The sequence below is a fragment of the Alkalihalobacterium sp. APHAB7 genome (assembly GCF_048323755.1).
Taxonomy (GTDB): Bacteria; Bacillota; Bacilli; order Bacillales; family Bacillaceae_F; genus Alkalihalobacterium.
The window spans coordinates 163032-179045 of sequence record NZ_JBLWFS010000001.1 but is presented as its reverse complement, the minus strand read 5'-3'; the positions used below and the strand labels follow the sequence as shown (position 1 = coordinate 179045).

The 16014-nt window shown below is 40.1% G+C and carries 18 protein-coding genes; all 18 read right to left on the bottom strand.

Going from position 1 to position 16014, the window contains the following annotated elements; all coding sequences use genetic code 11:
* The 18 genes from ACNSTQ_RS00820 to spoIIR all read right to left on the bottom strand — a co-directional run bounded on the left by ACNSTQ_RS00820 (position 1) and on the right by spoIIR (position 15930).
* On the bottom strand, positions 1–549 hold the full coding sequence (locus tag ACNSTQ_RS00820) for a F0F1 ATP synthase subunit delta (protein WP_418197958.1): 549 nt from the start codon (positions 547–549) through the stop codon (positions 1–3).
* A complete protein-coding gene (gene atpF / locus ACNSTQ_RS00815) occupies positions 531–1037 on the bottom strand; it encodes a F0F1 ATP synthase subunit B (protein WP_418197957.1) in 507 nt (168 codons plus the stop codon). Before atpF ends, ACNSTQ_RS00820 begins: the two co-directional genes overlap by 19 nt.
* Positions 1038–1129: 92 nt before the next feature.
* Positions 1130–1342, bottom strand: coding sequence for a F0F1 ATP synthase subunit C (gene atpE / locus ACNSTQ_RS00810; RefSeq protein WP_075385277.1), 213 nt, complete (start codon positions 1340–1342; stop codon positions 1130–1132).
* 95 nt (positions 1343–1437) lie between these two features.
* Complete coding sequence (gene atpB, locus ACNSTQ_RS00805) at positions 1438–2169, bottom strand: F0F1 ATP synthase subunit A (protein WP_275119306.1); 732 nt, start codon at positions 2167–2169, stop codon at positions 1438–1440.
* Between the two features lie 6 nt (positions 2170–2175).
* Positions 2176–2562, bottom strand: a complete 387-nt coding sequence (locus ACNSTQ_RS00800; RefSeq protein WP_418197956.1) for an ATP synthase subunit I — start codon at positions 2560–2562, stop codon at positions 2176–2178.
* Complete coding sequence (locus ACNSTQ_RS00795; RefSeq protein WP_216829952.1) at positions 2559–2789, bottom strand: AtpZ/AtpI family protein; 231 nt, start codon at positions 2787–2789, stop codon at positions 2559–2561. The genes ACNSTQ_RS00800 and ACNSTQ_RS00795 overlap by 4 nt, the downstream gene beginning before the upstream one ends.
* Before the next feature lie 383 nt (positions 2790–3172).
* Positions 3173–5452: a S8 family serine peptidase gene (locus ACNSTQ_RS00790; protein WP_418197955.1), complete on the bottom strand. Its 2280-nt coding sequence runs from the start codon at positions 5450–5452 to the stop codon at positions 3173–3175.
* Between the two features lie 208 nt (positions 5453–5660).
* On the bottom strand, positions 5661–6806 hold the full coding sequence (gene wecB, locus ACNSTQ_RS00785; protein WP_418197954.1) for a non-hydrolyzing UDP-N-acetylglucosamine 2-epimerase: 1146 nt from the start codon (positions 6804–6806) through the stop codon (positions 5661–5663).
* Positions 6807–6844: 38 nt separating this feature from the next.
* Positions 6845–7474 (bottom strand): uracil phosphoribosyltransferase, encoded by a 630-nt coding sequence (upp, locus tag ACNSTQ_RS00780; RefSeq protein WP_418197953.1) that lies wholly within the window; start codon positions 7472–7474, stop codon positions 6845–6847.
* A gap of 683 nt (positions 7475–8157) precedes the next feature.
* Entirely contained in the window at positions 8158–9399 is a 1242-nt protein-coding gene (gene glyA / locus ACNSTQ_RS00775; RefSeq protein WP_275119302.1) for a serine hydroxymethyltransferase, read from the bottom strand.
* 110 nt (positions 9400–9509) lie between these two features.
* On the bottom strand, positions 9510–10085 hold the full coding sequence (locus tag ACNSTQ_RS00770) for a TIGR01440 family protein (RefSeq protein WP_418197952.1): 576 nt from the start codon (positions 10083–10085) through the stop codon (positions 9510–9512).
* A 21-nt stretch (positions 10086–10106) separates the two neighbouring features.
* Complete coding sequence (gene rpiB / locus ACNSTQ_RS00765; protein ID WP_418197951.1) at positions 10107–10547, bottom strand: ribose 5-phosphate isomerase B; 441 nt, start codon at positions 10545–10547, stop codon at positions 10107–10109.
* A gap of 16 nt (positions 10548–10563) precedes the next feature.
* Positions 10564–11859: a methyl-accepting chemotaxis protein gene (locus tag ACNSTQ_RS00760; protein ID WP_418197950.1), complete on the bottom strand. Its 1296-nt coding sequence runs from the start codon at positions 11857–11859 to the stop codon at positions 10564–10566.
* Between the two features lie 44 nt (positions 11860–11903).
* On the bottom strand, positions 11904–12341 hold the full coding sequence (locus tag ACNSTQ_RS00755) for a low molecular weight protein arginine phosphatase (protein WP_418197949.1): 438 nt from the start codon (positions 12339–12341) through the stop codon (positions 11904–11906).
* A gap of 90 nt (positions 12342–12431) precedes the next feature.
* Positions 12432–12944, bottom strand: coding sequence for a manganese efflux pump MntP family protein (locus ACNSTQ_RS00750; RefSeq protein ID WP_418198234.1), 513 nt, complete (start codon positions 12942–12944; stop codon positions 12432–12434).
* A 495-nt stretch (positions 12945–13439) separates the two neighbouring features.
* Positions 13440–14483, bottom strand: a complete 1044-nt coding sequence (locus ACNSTQ_RS00745) for an L-threonylcarbamoyladenylate synthase (protein ID WP_418197948.1) — start codon at positions 14481–14483, stop codon at positions 13440–13442.
* Between the two features lie 292 nt (positions 14484–14775).
* Positions 14776–15234 carry a GNAT family N-acetyltransferase gene (locus ACNSTQ_RS00740; RefSeq protein WP_418197947.1) on the bottom strand — a complete coding sequence of 153 codons (459 nt, stop codon included), beginning with the start codon at positions 15232–15234 and terminating at the stop codon, positions 14776–14778.
* An 87-nt stretch (positions 15235–15321) separates the two neighbouring features.
* Entirely contained in the window at positions 15322–15930 is a 609-nt protein-coding gene (gene spoIIR / locus ACNSTQ_RS00735; protein ID WP_418197946.1) for a stage II sporulation protein R, read from the bottom strand.
* Positions 15931–16014: the final 84 nt, after the last annotated feature.

Genomic DNA, 16014 nt, shown 5'->3' with positions numbered 1-16014 from the left:
CTAACGGTTTCCAGCGACTAATGTGCGCTGTAATCGATCTAACTGGCGCTTGATGCTACCGTCATAAATACGATCACCAATACGAATTTTCATTCCACCAATAAGTTCAGGATCAATAATGTTTTCAATGTGAAGTGTTTCTACTCCAACCTTCTTAGCGAAAGTTGTAGAAACTTGCTGTTTGTCATCTTCAGACAACGGCTTAATTGTATATACCTTTGCTACTGCCACACCTTGTGCTTCGTAAGCAAGCTCTTGGTATTTATTAATGAATGGAATAACTAAGTTTCCTTTTTTTTGTTTCACCATAATTAAAAGTGTATTAAGAACGTAAGCACTTACTGCATCTACAAAACTGTCCTTAATCAACTTTACTTTTTGCTCTTCTAGAACTTTTGGATGTTCAAGTACATTACTTAAACGCTCTGTTTGTTCGAAAACCGCTTTTACAAGCTGGAGCTCATCACCAATTTGCTTCAGAATATCCTTTTCCTGTGCCAATTGAAAAAGAGCAACAGCATAACGATTAGCTACCGCTTTGTTGCCCATAGCTCTTCGCCTACCTCTTTTAGATATTCTTGAATCAACTGATCTTGTTGTTTCTCATCTAATTCTTTTTCGATTACTTTAGTAGCAATTAAAACTGATAATGATGTAACTTGTTCACGTAAAGCAGAAACAGCTTGTTCTTTTTCACGTTGGATTTCAGCTAGAGCACTATCTTTCATACGTTCTGCTTCAGCTTTTGCTGTAGCAACGATTTCTTCACCTTGCTTCGCACTAAGTTTTTTCGCATTTTCAACGATTTCTTGTGCTTCTTGACGAGCTTGCTTGATTGCCTCGCGTTGCTCTTCTAAATATTTCACAGCATCTTTACGGTTCTTTTCAGCTGTGTCGATTTCATTTGCAATATGTTCTTCACGTTGTTTCATCATGTTCATAATCGGTCCCCAAGCCCACTTACGAAGTAACGCCATGAGGATGAAGAACATGATTAACTGATAGATTGCGTCGAACCAGTTAATACTACCAAACATACAATTCACTCCTTTCAATGGTTATACAAAAGGAATGGCGAAGCTTCTATTACATAGAACGGACTCCGCCATTTATAAACTTCAAAGGTCTATTAGTTACCCATTACTAAGAATGCAATAACGACCGCGATGATCGGTAATGCCTCTACTAGTGCAACCCCGATGAACATAACTGTTTGTAAAGTACCTTTTAATTCTGGTTGACGAGCGATCCCCTCAACTGTACTTTTTACGATCATTGCGTTACCAATTGCCGCACCAAGTGCCGCTAAACCTACTGCGATTGCAGCTGCTAAACTTCCCATGAATAATTCCTCCCTTAAAATGTATAAAATAAAATTTTTATTAATTTAAGCTCTTAACAATAAAATTTGTAGAGCAAAATGAATGAATTAATTGATTAATGGTCGTCTGCCACTTTATGTGCCATATATACCATTGTTAGCATTAAGAAGATGAAAGCTTGAATTGCCCCAATGAAAAGACTGAATGCTTGCCACGCGATTGTCGGTAACGCTGCTGCGAAGAACCCGAAAAATCCACTTACACCTAATGAAACGAGTAGCGCCATTAAAATTCCTTTAGCGTAAATATTACCGAATAGACGCATTCCAAGTGTTAGTGTGTTTGCAAACTCCTCAATTACTTTTAACGGGAATAAGAACGGAACAGGTTTAAAGTAATCTTTTCCATAACCACCAAAACCTTTAATCTTAATTCCGTAAAAGTGTGTAAGAACAATGATGATTGCCGCTAGCGTTAATGTGATTAGCGGATCATCTGTTGGTGCTTTCCACCAAACTACGTGACCTGGTTCTGTGGTAATAACAAACGGAAGCTTTGATAAGTTGGCTATTAGGATGTAAAGGAATATTGTTAAACCTAAACCTAAAAAGCGTTCCCCAGTCTTCCAATCCATCGTATTATTAATAATTCCTTTTACGAAATCGATTAACCATTCGAAGACATTTTGCATACCTGTAGGTTTCATTTGAATTGCTCTTGCACTAAGAACTCCAATAAGAAGAACGATAGCTGAACATACAGTAATCATTAAAATGTTAGCCAGGTTAGCGTTAAGCCCTGAAATACCAAAAATATTCTCTACGACAGGATAACTTTTGTAATCCAAATGTTTTCACCTCTCTTCTTGCTTAGAACGTATTTTTTGAATAGTAAAATCTAAAAATATGATAATATAGGTTGACATTAAACCTATTACCACCCCATAAAGTTGGATCGCATCTGGATATCTAGTTGCGATAATTACTCCAATAATGGCTAATGCAAATCTTGTCAGCATTCCTAAAGAATACATTTTCCTACCCTCTGTTACAGCTTGTCCAAAACGTTTCACTCGGCTGTACAAGCTCCAAAGGATGAGCAAACTTAGAACTGCTCCTACTATAAATCCTAGAAAGAAAGATTCATACGGAGTAAAACCCCAACCTAAGACGAGTAACGCCAATAAGTAAAACGTGTATTGGACATATCGCCTCATGTTTTCACTATAACTAGTAGTCATGAATCATCTTCTCCTAAGTAACTCCCGAGCAGTCGGATTAAACCGTAAATACCAGATCCTAAACCTAAAAATAAGCCGATGATCATAAACAATGGACTTTTGTCAAAGTAACCATCTAACCATCTACCTGCTAATACTCCTACTAGAACTGGTCCTACTAAATACGATGTGATTGCTGTCATTAAGGCCATTGCACGATAAGGTTTTTGAGGCTTTTTATCTGCCATTCCCTGACCCCCATGGACTAAGCACGTATTTTTCGTTTCATGATGAGGTTTACGTGTTGTCTTTTTATTTCAATTCAATATGTAACAAAATTCTTAATCCTTGATCTAAATATGTAAACCCTCTCATAACATCCTTTGTAATCGTACAATAGGGAAAACCCGATGTCAACGTGTTTTGACAATAAAAACACAGGTGAATTATGCTAATTATTTCTGTTCACATATTTGTCATAATTCACACCTTTGTAATATTATGTTTCCAAAGTTTTACTATGATATTCATTACGTATACCTTTAATTCTCAATTTGTAAACAATGTACTAAAATTCCTGTCTTTTTTTATTTTAATATAACATATAAAAAATAATCGTGATGAGTGTATACTACTCATCACGATTATTACGATCTGAATTAGAATGGATTTCATCACCTATTAAAATCATCGTTTCTAATGTATCCTCTTTTCCATCTTGCTCAGCAAAAACTAGTGCTTTATAAACGCCATTCGGTAAATCGATACCATCAAGTTCGACTTCTAACAACCCTCTGCCAATATCTTCTTTAGCATCGAGGTACTTGATAAACTCAAAGGTATCTGGGTCATATAAAGCTATACCTACTTCTGATGCGCCCCCTGGCAGGTACATCTCGTAGCGGTACGAGCTTACAGAATCGCCTCTTTCAAAGCTGAAAGCCATCACGCGTGGATAATCTGGTTCTTCTATGAAAAACAGATAGGGAACTCGAATATCTTCACTGCCACCTTTTATGATAATATCTCCATGGTGGATTCCTTTCTTCAGTACGGCCGGAAAGATGTCCATTACGACTTCGACTTCTTTTTTCTCACCAGCTGCGACTTCAAAAGAAAATGGCACTTTCCATTGTACACCATCTGGAGCATTAAGCGGCGGCGAGACATAATACGTTTTTACTCTATCGCTATGGTTTTCAACTGTGAGTCTCACACGTTTAACTTCGCGACGGTCATCTGCTGCCCATTTTCCAAACGTTACAGCCCCTGGGTAAACGAGTGTATCTGTTCGTACAGCTTTATCGACTTGAATTCGTCCTGCACCTTGTTCGTGAGGCAAGTATGGTTTACCTTCTGGGTCAAAGAGTTGCTTTCCTGTATTCATAAGCGCTGCTTTTATTTGTACTGGATTCCAACTCGGATGGGCTTGCTTAATTAATGCCGCTGCACCCGCAACGTGTGGCGCTGACATACTTGTTCCGTTTAACCCTAAGTAACCCTTTGGAATCGTACTATCAATCGATACACCCGGTGCGACAACATCCGGCTTCACTTCCCATGTGTGAGTGACAGGACCTCTTGATGAAAAAGGGGCAAGCAAATCTTCTTCATGACGGAAGATCGTTCTTACTTGACGTTTTTGTTTTTCTTCAAGCTGTTCCCTCATCCATTCGCCATCTTCTTTTGAAATCGTTGCTATAGGGAATTGAATTGGATCACCATCAATAGCACCCATAAATGGGCCTGACGTATTATTATAGATGATCACACCTTTCGCACCGCTTTCCATCGCATTTCTTGCCTTTTCTGCAAAAGGAATAATTCCTCTGCGAACTAAGACAATTTTTCCTGCAGCGTCTTCCATATCCTCTTTCCTGCCTAATCCAGCAAACACAAGCGGATGGTCACGCCGTAAGTTCCACGGTAAGGCCCCTGACATCGAGTTGACAGAGATTTCGCGGTCTTCTCCAAATATAGTGATGTAAGGTGTTTTTAATGGCGGTGAAGACGCTCCTACGGATATCGCTTTTGTTGATGTTCCCGGCGAGCCGACAGTCCACATATTCGGCCCGCTGTTACCGTTAGATGTTACTGCAACAACCCCAAGTTCGACTGCACGGTCCAATGCAACACTTGTCGGCCAGTCTGGTCCATTTACCGAATTACCAAGCGATAAGTTGATAATATCGACTTCATCTTCTACAGCTCTTTCAATCGACTCAATGACTTGCTCTGTCGTTCCTTGTCCTCCAGGTCCTAATGCACGATAAGCGTAAATTTCAGCTTCTGGAGCCACGCCTTTTATTTTTCCATTGGCCGCTATAATTCCCGCAACATGCGTACCATGAATAGTAATTCCACCTTGACGCGGCATCGTCTCCATTGGATCTTTATCGTTATCGACGACATCGTATCCGCCTTTATAATTTGGTTTTAAATCTGGATGACTATAATCAATACCAGTATCTATCACTGCTATTTTTACACCTTTACCTGTCAGCTTTTCACCATCTCGATCTAGTTGATTTCTAATATTTTCCGTTCCAATAAAAGGGACGCTGTCATCGATTGTCGTCTGATAGGTCATGACGTGATCAACTCGTGTGACCCCTGTCATCTTTTCTAATTGAGCCACGTCTTTTTCTTTTACTTCTAGCGAAAATCCTGAGTAAACGAGTTTAAACCGTTTTCTTACTTTACTTTCAGGGATCGCTTTTTGGATTTTTTTGATCACTCGGTCAATGTTTTTTTGACTGACTTCTACCATGACAATTTGTTTTTCTTCGCCTTTTGTTTCGGCCAAAGGTGGTCGCTCTGGAAATTGGCTCGCCCCTGCAGTATGGCTTGTTAATGCTAATATGACAAGTTGTACAATTACGATTACAGCAACTAGCCTCCGTTGTTTCATTAGGAGCTTCCCCTTTCTTTGAGAAGAATTGTTTAGTTAGTATGTAACAATTGGGCGGTTTTCATGAGTAAGAAAATAGAAAAAGAGGCCACAACTTGAAGTACATGCAACTCATTTAGCTAAAACGACAATTTTGGGGAATTTCACCTTCTGTCATTTCGCTCTTTGAGAGTGCGGCACTTCGGTGGCCTCTTTTGTTTATGTTATTTTATGGTTTAAACGGCGCTGGTCGTTCTTCTAATTTCTCGAAATGATAAAGGATCGCATCAACAATACGTTTCGATGCATTCCCGTCACCATATGGGTTAGAAGCTCTTGACATTTGCTCGTATACCGCTTGATCTGTCATCAATTCTTTTCCTAGTTTATAGATTTGTTCTTCATTTGTACCAGCTAGTTTTAAAGTACCTGCTTCAATTCCTTCTGGACGTTCTGTCGTATCACGAAGCACTAAAACGGGTACACCAAGAGATGGCGCTTCTTCTTGAACCCCGCCCGAATCTGTTAGGATAAAGTGGGCACGTGATGCAAAATTATGGAAATCTAAAACACCAAGCGGTTCAATTAAATGAATTCTCGGGTCATTTCCTAATACTTCATCTGCTATTTCTCTAACAACCGGGTTAAGGTGAACAGGATAAACCACTTGTACATCATCATGCTCTTCTACAAGACGCTTTATTGCTCTAAACATATTTCGCATAGGCTCACCTAAATTTTCTCGACGATGAGCGGTTAAAAGAATTAGACGGTCTTCACCTAGCTTTTCTAACACCGGATGAGTATAAGTAGAATTTACTGTTGTTTTTAGGGCATCAATAGCGGTGTTTCCTGTGATGAATATTGAAGACTCGTCTTTATTTTCATTTATTAAATTAGTGGCTGATTTATCAGTTGGAGAGAAGTGCAAATCAGCAATGACACCTGTTAACTGTCGGTTCATTTCTTCCGGGAAAGGAGAATATTTGTTCCAAGTACGTAATCCTGCCTCTACATGACCAACAGCTACTTGATTATAAAGGGCAGCAAGACTAGCTACAAATGTTGTCGTTGTGTCACCATGAACTAGAACGATATCTGGTTGAACTTTTTTAATTACTTCATCAAGTCCCTCAAGTGCTTTTGTTGTAACTCCAATTAACGTTTGTCTTGCCTGCATGATATTTAAATCATAGTCTGGTTTTACATTAAATATTTCAAGGACTTGGTCTAGCATTTCTCGATGTTGCCCAGTTACCGTTACGATGGACTCGATTTGCTCATGATGTTTTTCTAGTTCAAGCACTAGCGGGGCCATTTTAATAGCTTCTGGTCTTGTTCCAAATACAGTCATTACTTTAACTTTTGATTGCATCTCAATATCTCCTCACACCACTTTTTTTGGGTTAACACTTACTTTGTTCCAAACAAACGGTCTCCAGCGTCTCCTAGACCTGGTACGATATAACCTTTTTCGTTTAGTTTTTCATCCAGCGCAGCTAAGTAAATATCTACGTCAGGATGCGCTTCTTTGACGATTTCTACGCCTTCAGGTGCAGCAATTAAGCACATTAACTTAATCGTTTTTGCGCCACGCTTTTTAAGGCTGTGGATTGCTTCAACAGCTGAACCTCCTGTTGCTAGCATTGGGTCGATGACGATAAACTCACGCTCTTCGACATCCGCTGGTAATTTTACATAATACTCAACCGGTTGAAGTGTTTCTGGGTCACGATATAAACCTACGTGGCCTACCTTCGCTGCAGGAATAAGGCGTAAAATCCCATCTACCATCCCAAGTCCTGCACGCAGGATCGGTACAAGCCCTAATTTTTTACCTGCGATTGTTTTCGATTTTGCTGGCCCAACAGGTGTTTGTACAATAACTTCTTGTAACGGGAGTTCTCGTGTAATTTCAAATGCCATAAGTGCGGCTACTTCATCAACAAGTTCACGGAATTCTTTGGTTCCTGTAGATATATCACGAATGTACGTTAGCTTATGTTGAATTAACGGGTGGTCAAACACAAATACTTTGCTCATTATGTTAGCTCCTTTTCAAATGTTTTGACGAGCATCTTAAATATGTAAATCACTCCTCAAAATTCTACAAAAAAAAACAAAAATATTCAAGGTTACGATTTAATAAAAGGAGAGACATCACGGTTAATTTACGTGTGGAGGGTTGTAAATAAAACATTTGTACTCTATTTGTGCACTCTGTATTGTATTTGCTTAGTTGCTTTTCATAGGATTACCAAATTCTAGTAAAGTTAATGACGCAACTTGTGTGTAAATTAATCCGCAACAGATTTGAGTTACTACCACCAGCTTGAGTATGAATTTGAGACGAGTCTATTTGAGTATAGGGCACTGAGAGGCTCTTATATGAATGAAAACTGCTTGTTTTAACTGTTTGGGGAACTCAGAAGCTCTTATTTGCCAAAAATGGTGATGACTTAGTCGAATAATCAGTAAATAAGGGCCTCTGAAGTCCGTTATTATTAAAAACCTTAAGATTTATGCAAAATAAGGGCCTGTGAGTGCTCTAATCTCACTCACTGCTACCACAACTCTTTTCACGAAAATTCTTTTCCCCATGTGTTCCTCTGCCCCTCACATCCCATAAAACACAGCCCCGCCTAGCACTAATCGTCACCACTGCACAAAATCAAAATAAAAAGGCTGCCTTCATCATGAAAGACAGCCTTTTCGATCACATTTGCTTATAGGTTTGGATACATTGGGAATTTCTTTGTCAGTGCATCGACACGTGCACTTGCTTCTTTCAGCTTTTCTTCGTTGTCGATGTTTTTCAATGTGAGCGCGATGATTTCGCCAAGCTCATCCATTGCTTCTTCGTCAAGACCGCGTGATGTTACTGCCGCTGTCCCGATACGAATTCCACTTGTTACGAATGGGCTTTCTGGATCGAATGGAATCGTGTTTTTGTTCGTTGTAATTCCAACTTCATCAAGTGCATGCTCAGCTACTTTACCAGTTAACTTTAAGCCCGTTAAGTCTAAAAGTAATAGGTGGTTATCTGTACCGCCTGATACGATTTGGATTCCCTCGCTCATCAGCTTTTCACCTAGACGCTTTGCATTTTTAATGATGTTTTCTGCGTATGTTTTAAATTCTGGTTGTAATGCTTCACCGAATGCAACTGCTTTAGCAGCGATCACATGCATTAACGGACCACCTTGAATTCCAGGAAAAATCGATTTATCGATTTTTCTACCGAATTCTTCAAGGCAAAGAATCATCCCACCACGAGGACCACGTAATGTTTTATGTGTTGTTGTAGTTACAAAATGAGCGTGCGGTACAGGGCTTGGGTGCAAACCAGCTGCTACAAGTCCTGCAATATGTGCCATATCGACCATTAAATAAGCGCCAACTTCATCTGCAATTGAACGGAATTTAGCGAAGTCAATTTCACGCGGATATGCACTCGCACCCGCAACAATTAGCTTTGGCTTATGTTCTTTTGCCAGCTCAAGAACTTTATCGTAGTCGATCGTTTGAGTTTCTTTATCAACACCGTACTCTACGAAATTGTATTGAACCCCACTGAAGTTAACAGGGCTTCCGTGTGTTAAGTGACCACCGTGAGATAAGTTCATTCCAAGTACTGTATCGCCTTGCTCTAAAATCGTAAAATAAACCGCCATATTAGCTTGCGCCCCTGAGTGCGGTTGAACATTAACATACTCTGCACCGAAGATTTCTTTTGCACGGTCACGAGCTAAATCTTCAACGATGTCCACATATTCACAACCACCATAATAACGGCGACCTGGGTAGCCTTCTGCATATTTGTTTGTAAGAACAGAACCTTGTGTTTCCATTACCGCTTCACTTACAAAGTTTTCAGATGCAATCATTTCAATTTTATCTCGTTGTCGACCTAACTCTAGTTGGATTGCTTCATATACTTTAGGATCTTGATTTTTTAACATTTCCATCTTTATTCCCCTTTCAGTAGCAAGCATTCTTCGTGTTTTTCGGTTTATACTTTTAAATTCAATTTCATTCTACCACAATAAACGACAAAATCCGTACCTTTTTTTAAAAATCAAAAACAATCTTCACCATTTCCCTGATTTCTATAGATGGCACGCTCACCACCAATTAATTTCGGTCTCGTTTTAGCAAGTGTTACGTGCGCTTCACCAATGGACCTGATCGAACTGCGCAGCGGGACTGCCACTCGTTTTAAATGCATACCAATCAACGTATCGCCAATATCGATACCTGCATCCGCTGCTATCGTTTCAACTACAACAGGCTCTTTCATTTTTAAATAGGCATGCGTGGCCATTGACCCCCCTGCACCTTTAACAGGGATGACAGAAACGATTTCAAGTCGATGTTCTTTCGCCGTTTCTCTCTCAACGACTAAGGCTCGATTGAGATGTTCACAGCATTGAAAAGCAAGTTGCACGCCCGTTTGCTCTTTAAATTCAGCAAAAGCGGAAAAGAGGGCCTCACTGACACCTTCTGATCCGCTTGTTCCTATTTTTTTACCGATTACTTCGCTCGTACTCGTTCCAATTACAAGAATGTGTTCAGCTGATAATGGCATTTCTTCATTTAGTTCGTTTAACACTTGCAGAATATCCTTTTTGATTGGTTCCATCAAATCGGCCATCCTGGGTACACCTTCTCTCAATTACTGATTTTCGTACTCTGTTATTTTACTCACACGACGCTCATGTCTTCCACCTTCATACTCGGTTTCTAACCAAACTTTTGCAATTTCACGTGCTAGTCCTGGTCCAATTACACGCTCACCCATGGCTAATACGTTACTGTCGTTATGTTCACGCGTCGCTTTGGCACTAAATAAGTCATGCACTAAAGCACAACGAACACCTTTTACTTTATTAGCTGCAATCGACATACCAATGCCTGTCCCACACACTAAAATTCCACGGTCTACTTTACCATTTGCGACTAATTGAGCGACTGGTAATGCATAGTCAGGATAATCGACTGACTCTGAACATTCGCAACCTACATCTTCAAACTCAATCCCCATCTCACTCATTAATGATTTAATCTCTTCTTTAATATTTACGCCACCATGATCTGATCCAATTGCTACTTTCACTTGAATACCTCCATTTTTATGTAGAAAACTTTTCAATTGTTGCTTTTAACTTTTGAGCTTGTCCATTTAATATCTGTGCAGTCGCTGCAACCTCTTCAATAATCGTTGTTTGTTGATCGGTTGCCGTTGCCACTTCTAATGCACCGGCTGAAGTTTCTTCTGCAATGGCCGCTACTTCTTGCGTTTCTTGCGTTGTTGCCATAATAGAACCTAACTGGTTATCAATCAACTGCGAGATTTCATGGATGGCTTCAGACACTTCTAAGATCGACTTTTCCATAAGACTGATCGATTCGTTCGTTTCTGTTCCTTTTACCGATTGTTCGTTAGCGACTTTTACTTGATTTGTAATTTGAGTCACTACATTTTGCACTTCGTGTTGAATATCAGTAATTAGTTTTGTAATGCCTTGAACCGCTTTTGAACTTTCGTCGGCCAATTTTCTCACTTCATCAGCAACAACTGCAAAGCCTTTCCCTTGCTCTCCTGCACGCGCAGCTTCTATCGATGCATTGAGCGCCAGCAAATTCGTTTGTGCAGCAATGTCACCAACTAAAGAGATAATGTCCTCGACTTGTTTGGCTTGATGGTTTAATCGTTCTACCGCCGTTAACGAATGTTGATTATCTTCAGCTAATTTCTTAATTCCTGCAACGAGATGGTCAATAACTTGACGGCTGTCTGTAAGCTTTTCCACCATATGTTCTGCAGAGTTCTTAGAAGCCGATGCACGGTCTTGAACTTGTGTCGCAATCGTCGATACATCTTCCATTGACTCGGCTGTATTTTGGATCGCATTCGCAGAGCTCTCTGCCCCACTTGCAATTTCTTCAATCGTACGACCTATACTTTCAGCTTTTTCTGAAGCTAGTTCTGATGCATTTGTAATTTCTGTCACTTTTAAATTCGTTTGCTGGAAATTTTCATCAATATCTTTAACCATGTGTCGTAAACTCGTCAGCATTTCATTAAATGCTAACCCTAACGCACGAATTTCATCATCTGATTTAGAGATAGCAACATCGACCCCAATATCCCCTGCAGCTGCTTTTCGTGCGGCGTCTTCAAGTTCATGTAGGGGCTTTGTAATGAGTGGCGCTGCTAAAAATCCTAAGATCCCACACCACATCACACCTAATACTAATGTAATGATGATAAATAGATCACTGTTTACATTTAAAAGACCTTGTAAATAATCTGCTAAAAAGAAAATAAAAAATGCACTTGTTCCATACGTGATAATAGCTAGTCCACTTATTCCTAATACCAATTTCTTTCGAATACTAAAACTATACGATTTTTTCTCCCCCACGGTACACCTCTCGCTCATAAAATATGAATTTCTCGGATCTAAATTTACGAATCCAAAAATTTCTCTAGTAATTTTTCAATTTCATCTGCAGTTGAACGATATTGTTCAACCGAGCCACCAAATGGATCGGCGACATCCCCCGCAAAACTGTCTTCCCCTAACGCAAATTCCTTTAATGTAAACACTTTGTCTAGCAGTTCAGGATATTGTGTAATAATTGCTCGCTTATGACTAGCTGTCATCGTTAATACGATCGTCGCCCAATCTAATAACTCCTCTGAGATTGGTTGTGAACGGTGATCACAAGTGATGCCCCGCTCTTTAAGAACTTCGACCGCTTGATGACTCGCTTCACTTCCTGGAGCTGCATAGATTCCAGCTGATTGTACTTCAATTTCATCATTAACTTTTTGCTTAAGTATGGCTTCTGCCATAGGACTTCGGCACGTGTTTCCTGTGCATACGAAAAGTATTCGCTTCATTAAATCGCGTATCCTTTCTAGCTTTACTGCCTAATTTTTTAAGTTTTCTTTTTATTTTACCACAACTTTATTATTTTCAAATCCTACAATTTAGGGCAAAAGTAACTTAACCCCAAATCCAATTAAAATTAATCCGCCGAGAAGTTCACCATACGACCCGATGATACCTTTAAAGCGCGATCCCATCACGAGGCCGGCCCACGACAGAAGCATACTCATTAAGCCAAAAGCAGCCACAGCTATGACGGTTTTAGCTCCTAGCATGCCGAGACTTAGACCAGCGGAAAAGCTATCTAGACTGACACTTAGCGCAAAAACAAATAATCCTAGCCCAACCGGTTTCATCAACCGGCCCTCACCATTTCTTAGTGATGATATAGACATTTGTAAACCGAGAAAAAGAAGGAGTCCTCCTCCTAAATACGTGGCAAACAAGCCAAAATAATTGGATACGAGCTTCCCAGTCACGATTCCTAATAAAGGCATAATAATATGAAAACCGCCAATTACAATACCAATCTTAAACATTTGACGGTATCTTAATCCGACTAATCCCATTCCTAACGCAACTGAGAAGGCATCCATCCCAAGTGCAGTTGCCATAATAAATAGTGTAATTAATTCTCCTCCCAAATGTGACCACTCCTTGTCCGTGCTACTTCAATGTATGCACGTCCAAAGAGAAATAGACAAAGAGATTTTGGGGTGGGCAGGGATGGCACCGCAGTTACCGGGAGCTGGCTGTAAAAAATGTGCAGGCGGTTGACCAATCATCCCCCCGTCAACATAAGCGGACTGAGAGGCCCTTATTTTAATGAAAACCACCTATTTGGAATACTTTGCGGACTGAGAGGCCTTTATATGACTAAACTAAGTTAAAAATAGCTCAAACCCTAGTTAATAAGGGTATTTGAGTCCGGTAAGCTCTATAAATATCCCTTTTTTGCCGAAATAAGGGCCCCTGAGTCCGCTAACAATTGGGGATCGTCACCCGCTTCAGTTTCCTCGATAAATTAAGGCACGCGGACCCTGCCCCCAGTCACGTTCAGTTAACGCAATGGGTTACTAACGTACTGCGGAGCTCATCACAATCTCCAGTTAAATTACTTTTTTACCCGCTGCTTTTTCTAACCGATTCATAATGGCCTCACCTACACCTTGTTTAGGAAAGGTTTCGGCTAGAATAATGTCAATTTCGTGCTCATCAAATTGACGGAGCGTCGCATATAAGTTGCTGGCAACCGTTTCTAAATCTTCTCGAAAGCCACATGTTAGAATGAGGTCTGCTTCATAGTTGCTAACTGCTTCTTCGGTTGTTAATACACCGACCCGTTTTCCTTCTTGACGATACGTATCCACAATCATTTGCAGCCTTTGGGGATAATCAGTAACTAAGTACATCTCAGCATTCGGGGCATAGTGTGTATATTTTACACCAGGAGAACGCGGCGTGTTGCCTTCTTGCTCCAGCGCCGGGTCCACTTTTACAGGGCCTGCGACATGTTCGAGTTGTTCTTTTGTAATTCCGCCTGGTCGTAAAATAACCGGTATGGCTTCAGTACAATCCACAACCGTCGATTCGACACCGACTCCTGTTTTTCCGCCGTCTACAATACCTTTTATTTTTCCATTCAAATCATGGTTCACATGTTGAGCAGTTGTAGGACTTGGCTTCCCAGATACATTCGCACTTGGCGCAGCGACTGGTACATTGGCTTCTTCTAACAATGCTAAAGCAACAGGATGGTCAGGGATGCGGACAGCAACGGTTGATAAATTAGCTGTCACCCGTTGTGAAACGCTGTTGTTACTTGGCAAAACGATCGTTAAAGGCCCAGGCCAGAACGCATCCATCAACATTTCCGCAAGAGTTGGAATCTCCAAAACTAACATTCGCACTTGTTCTTTTGATGCGACGTGAACAATAAGCGGATTGTCACTCGGTCTTCCTTTTGCTGTAAAGATCTTTTCTATCGCGTCATCCATCATTGCATTTCCACCGAGACCATACACAGTCTCGGTAGGAAAGGCGACGACTTCGCCTTGTTTTATCCACAACGCCGCTTCCTTGATTTCACTGCATTTATGTAAGTTATCTTTATTTTTATCCACAATCCAATACACAGTTTGTTTATTACTCACGATTTATCCACCTCATACTCTATTTTCTATTACTTCTCATAACCCTGTCAAACAAAGTCGAAAAACGCTGGAAAACCAACTATTTTAGCTCCTGCTCTTTTTTCAACATTGTACAAAAAGAAAAAGTTACCCACACTTTGTGGATAACCTGTGTATAACTTTATAGATATTAACAGCTTATCTTTCCATTTCCTCTTCATTTCTCCACCTTACTCACATGTGCACACTTCAATTAGTTAAAGGTGCCACGTACTGCAACCCGTACCGCAACCGTACCGCAACGCACTCACTTTCACTCTGCTTTATCTTCTGTTTGTAAGTCGAGCGCCATGAGTTTGGTTACGCCTTTTACGTATTGGCCAAAGTGAGGGGAGTTTTCCACATGTTCTGGGATGTGCTCGTCTTCAATAATTTTAAATCCTAGATATTCAAAGAACTCTAATGAGCGGTGAGTAATTAAATACAGCTGGTCTAATTCCTTTTGTTTCGCATAAGCTAATGCTATTTCTAAAAAATCGAGACCTATTTTTGCATTCCAATGCTCTGATTTGATGACGAGTGAACGAAGCAGTCCGTCGTTTCCAATCGGTTCAATTCCAACTGTTCCTACAATTTCTTTTTCGTCCGTTTCTACAACTAAAAAGTGATCGAGCCTTTTCTCAATTCCTTCTTCTGTTAATCCGGCTTTTGCCACTAGGCGTTGAATAGGTAGTAAATCCTTTGCTTCAGCAATTCGTATAACAATTGACACGAACTCGTCCTCCCTTAAAGTCAGTTATCTATTAACTACAACCATTTATATGAGAGGACTCTATCAAATATTCTACTTTTTCTATTATTAAGCCGTAAACCAACTTTTTACCGTATCAAAGATCTCAAACACAAAGAATTTCACTTCTACTTCATTTTCTACTTCAGCCACGTCATGATCTTCCTCATGTTCTATCGCATCACCATTTGAGAAATCTAAGAAACATAACGGCGGAAATAAAACACACCACCAATTCTCACCGTTGCCACTGCCAAGTGTAATTAACACTGCATTATACTCACCCGCTGGATATACTAAATGTCCATATAATTTCGTTGGAAATTGAACTCTATTAAAATCAACACTAAATGATTGATTGATCCCGTTATTTGCTAGTTTTTTTGCAACAATGGCTTCGATTTCATCTAGATTCGCTTCGATGACATCTTTTGCTTCATCCATTGAGTCGATATGCAGCACCCAATCAGTGATCGTCGCATTGACCTCATCACGAATGTCTCTTTTTAAAATTTGATCTTTAATGGAGTCACTATTGGCAAGGATTCGCAAGCGAATCGCATCCTCTTGGCTCACTTCATCGTGGAAAGAAGCAGCTGCCATATAATTTTGAGACTCCCAATTCATTACTAGAATAAAAACAAAGAATAATAGATAAAAAAGAACTTTAAAATTCATATAAGTGCTCCCACCTTTCTACACCAACAGTGTGGTCCGGGTGAGGCACTTTTAAACCAAAAAGTATTCGACAAATTCAACAAT

What these genes read in the sequence shown, in the direction of transcription:
- ACNSTQ_RS00820 (WP_418197958.1), bottom strand. Translation starts at nt 549, where the DNA reads ATGGGCAACAAAGCGGTAGCTAATCGTTATGCTGTTGCTCTTTTTCAA.
- atpF (WP_418197957.1), bottom strand. Translation starts at nt 1,037, where the DNA reads ATGTTTGGTAGTATTAACTGGTTCGACGCAATCTATCAGTTAATCATG.
- atpE (WP_075385277.1), bottom strand. Translation starts at nt 1,342, where the DNA reads ATGGGAAGTTTAGCAGCTGCAATCGCAGTAGGTTTAGCGGCACTTGGT.
- ACNSTQ_RS00800 (WP_418197956.1), bottom strand. Translation starts at nt 2,562, where the DNA reads ATGACTACTAGTTATAGTGAAAACATGAGGCGATATGTCCAATACACG.
- ACNSTQ_RS00795 (WP_216829952.1), bottom strand. Translation starts at nt 2,789, where the DNA reads ATGGCAGATAAAAAGCCTCAAAAACCTTATCGTGCAATGGCCTTAATG.
- ACNSTQ_RS00790 (WP_418197955.1), bottom strand. Translation starts at nt 5,452, where the DNA reads ATGAAACAACGGAGGCTAGTTGCTGTAATCGTAATTGTACAACTTGTC.
- wecB (WP_418197954.1), bottom strand. Translation starts at nt 6,806, where the DNA reads ATGCAATCAAAAGTTAAAGTAATGACTGTATTTGGAACAAGACCAGAA.
- upp (WP_418197953.1), bottom strand. Translation starts at nt 7,474, where the DNA reads ATGAGCAAAGTATTTGTGTTTGACCACCCGTTAATTCAACATAAGCTA.
- glyA (WP_275119302.1), bottom strand. Translation starts at nt 9,399, where the DNA reads ATGGAAATGTTAAAAAATCAAGATCCTAAAGTATATGAAGCAATCCAA.
- ACNSTQ_RS00770 (WP_418197952.1), bottom strand. Translation starts at nt 10,085, where the DNA reads ATGGCCGATTTGATGGAACCAATCAAAAAGGATATTCTGCAAGTGTTA.
- ACNSTQ_RS00755 (WP_418197949.1), bottom strand. Translation starts at nt 12,341, where the DNA reads ATGAAGCGAATACTTTTCGTATGCACAGGAAACACGTGCCGAAGTCCT.
- ACNSTQ_RS00750 (WP_418198234.1), bottom strand. Translation starts at nt 12,944, where the DNA reads ATGGCAACTGCACTTGGGATGGATGCCTTCTCAGTTGCGTTAGGAATG.
- spoIIR (WP_418197946.1), bottom strand. Translation starts at nt 15,930, where the DNA reads ATGAATTTTAAAGTTCTTTTTTATCTATTATTCTTTGTTTTTATTCTA.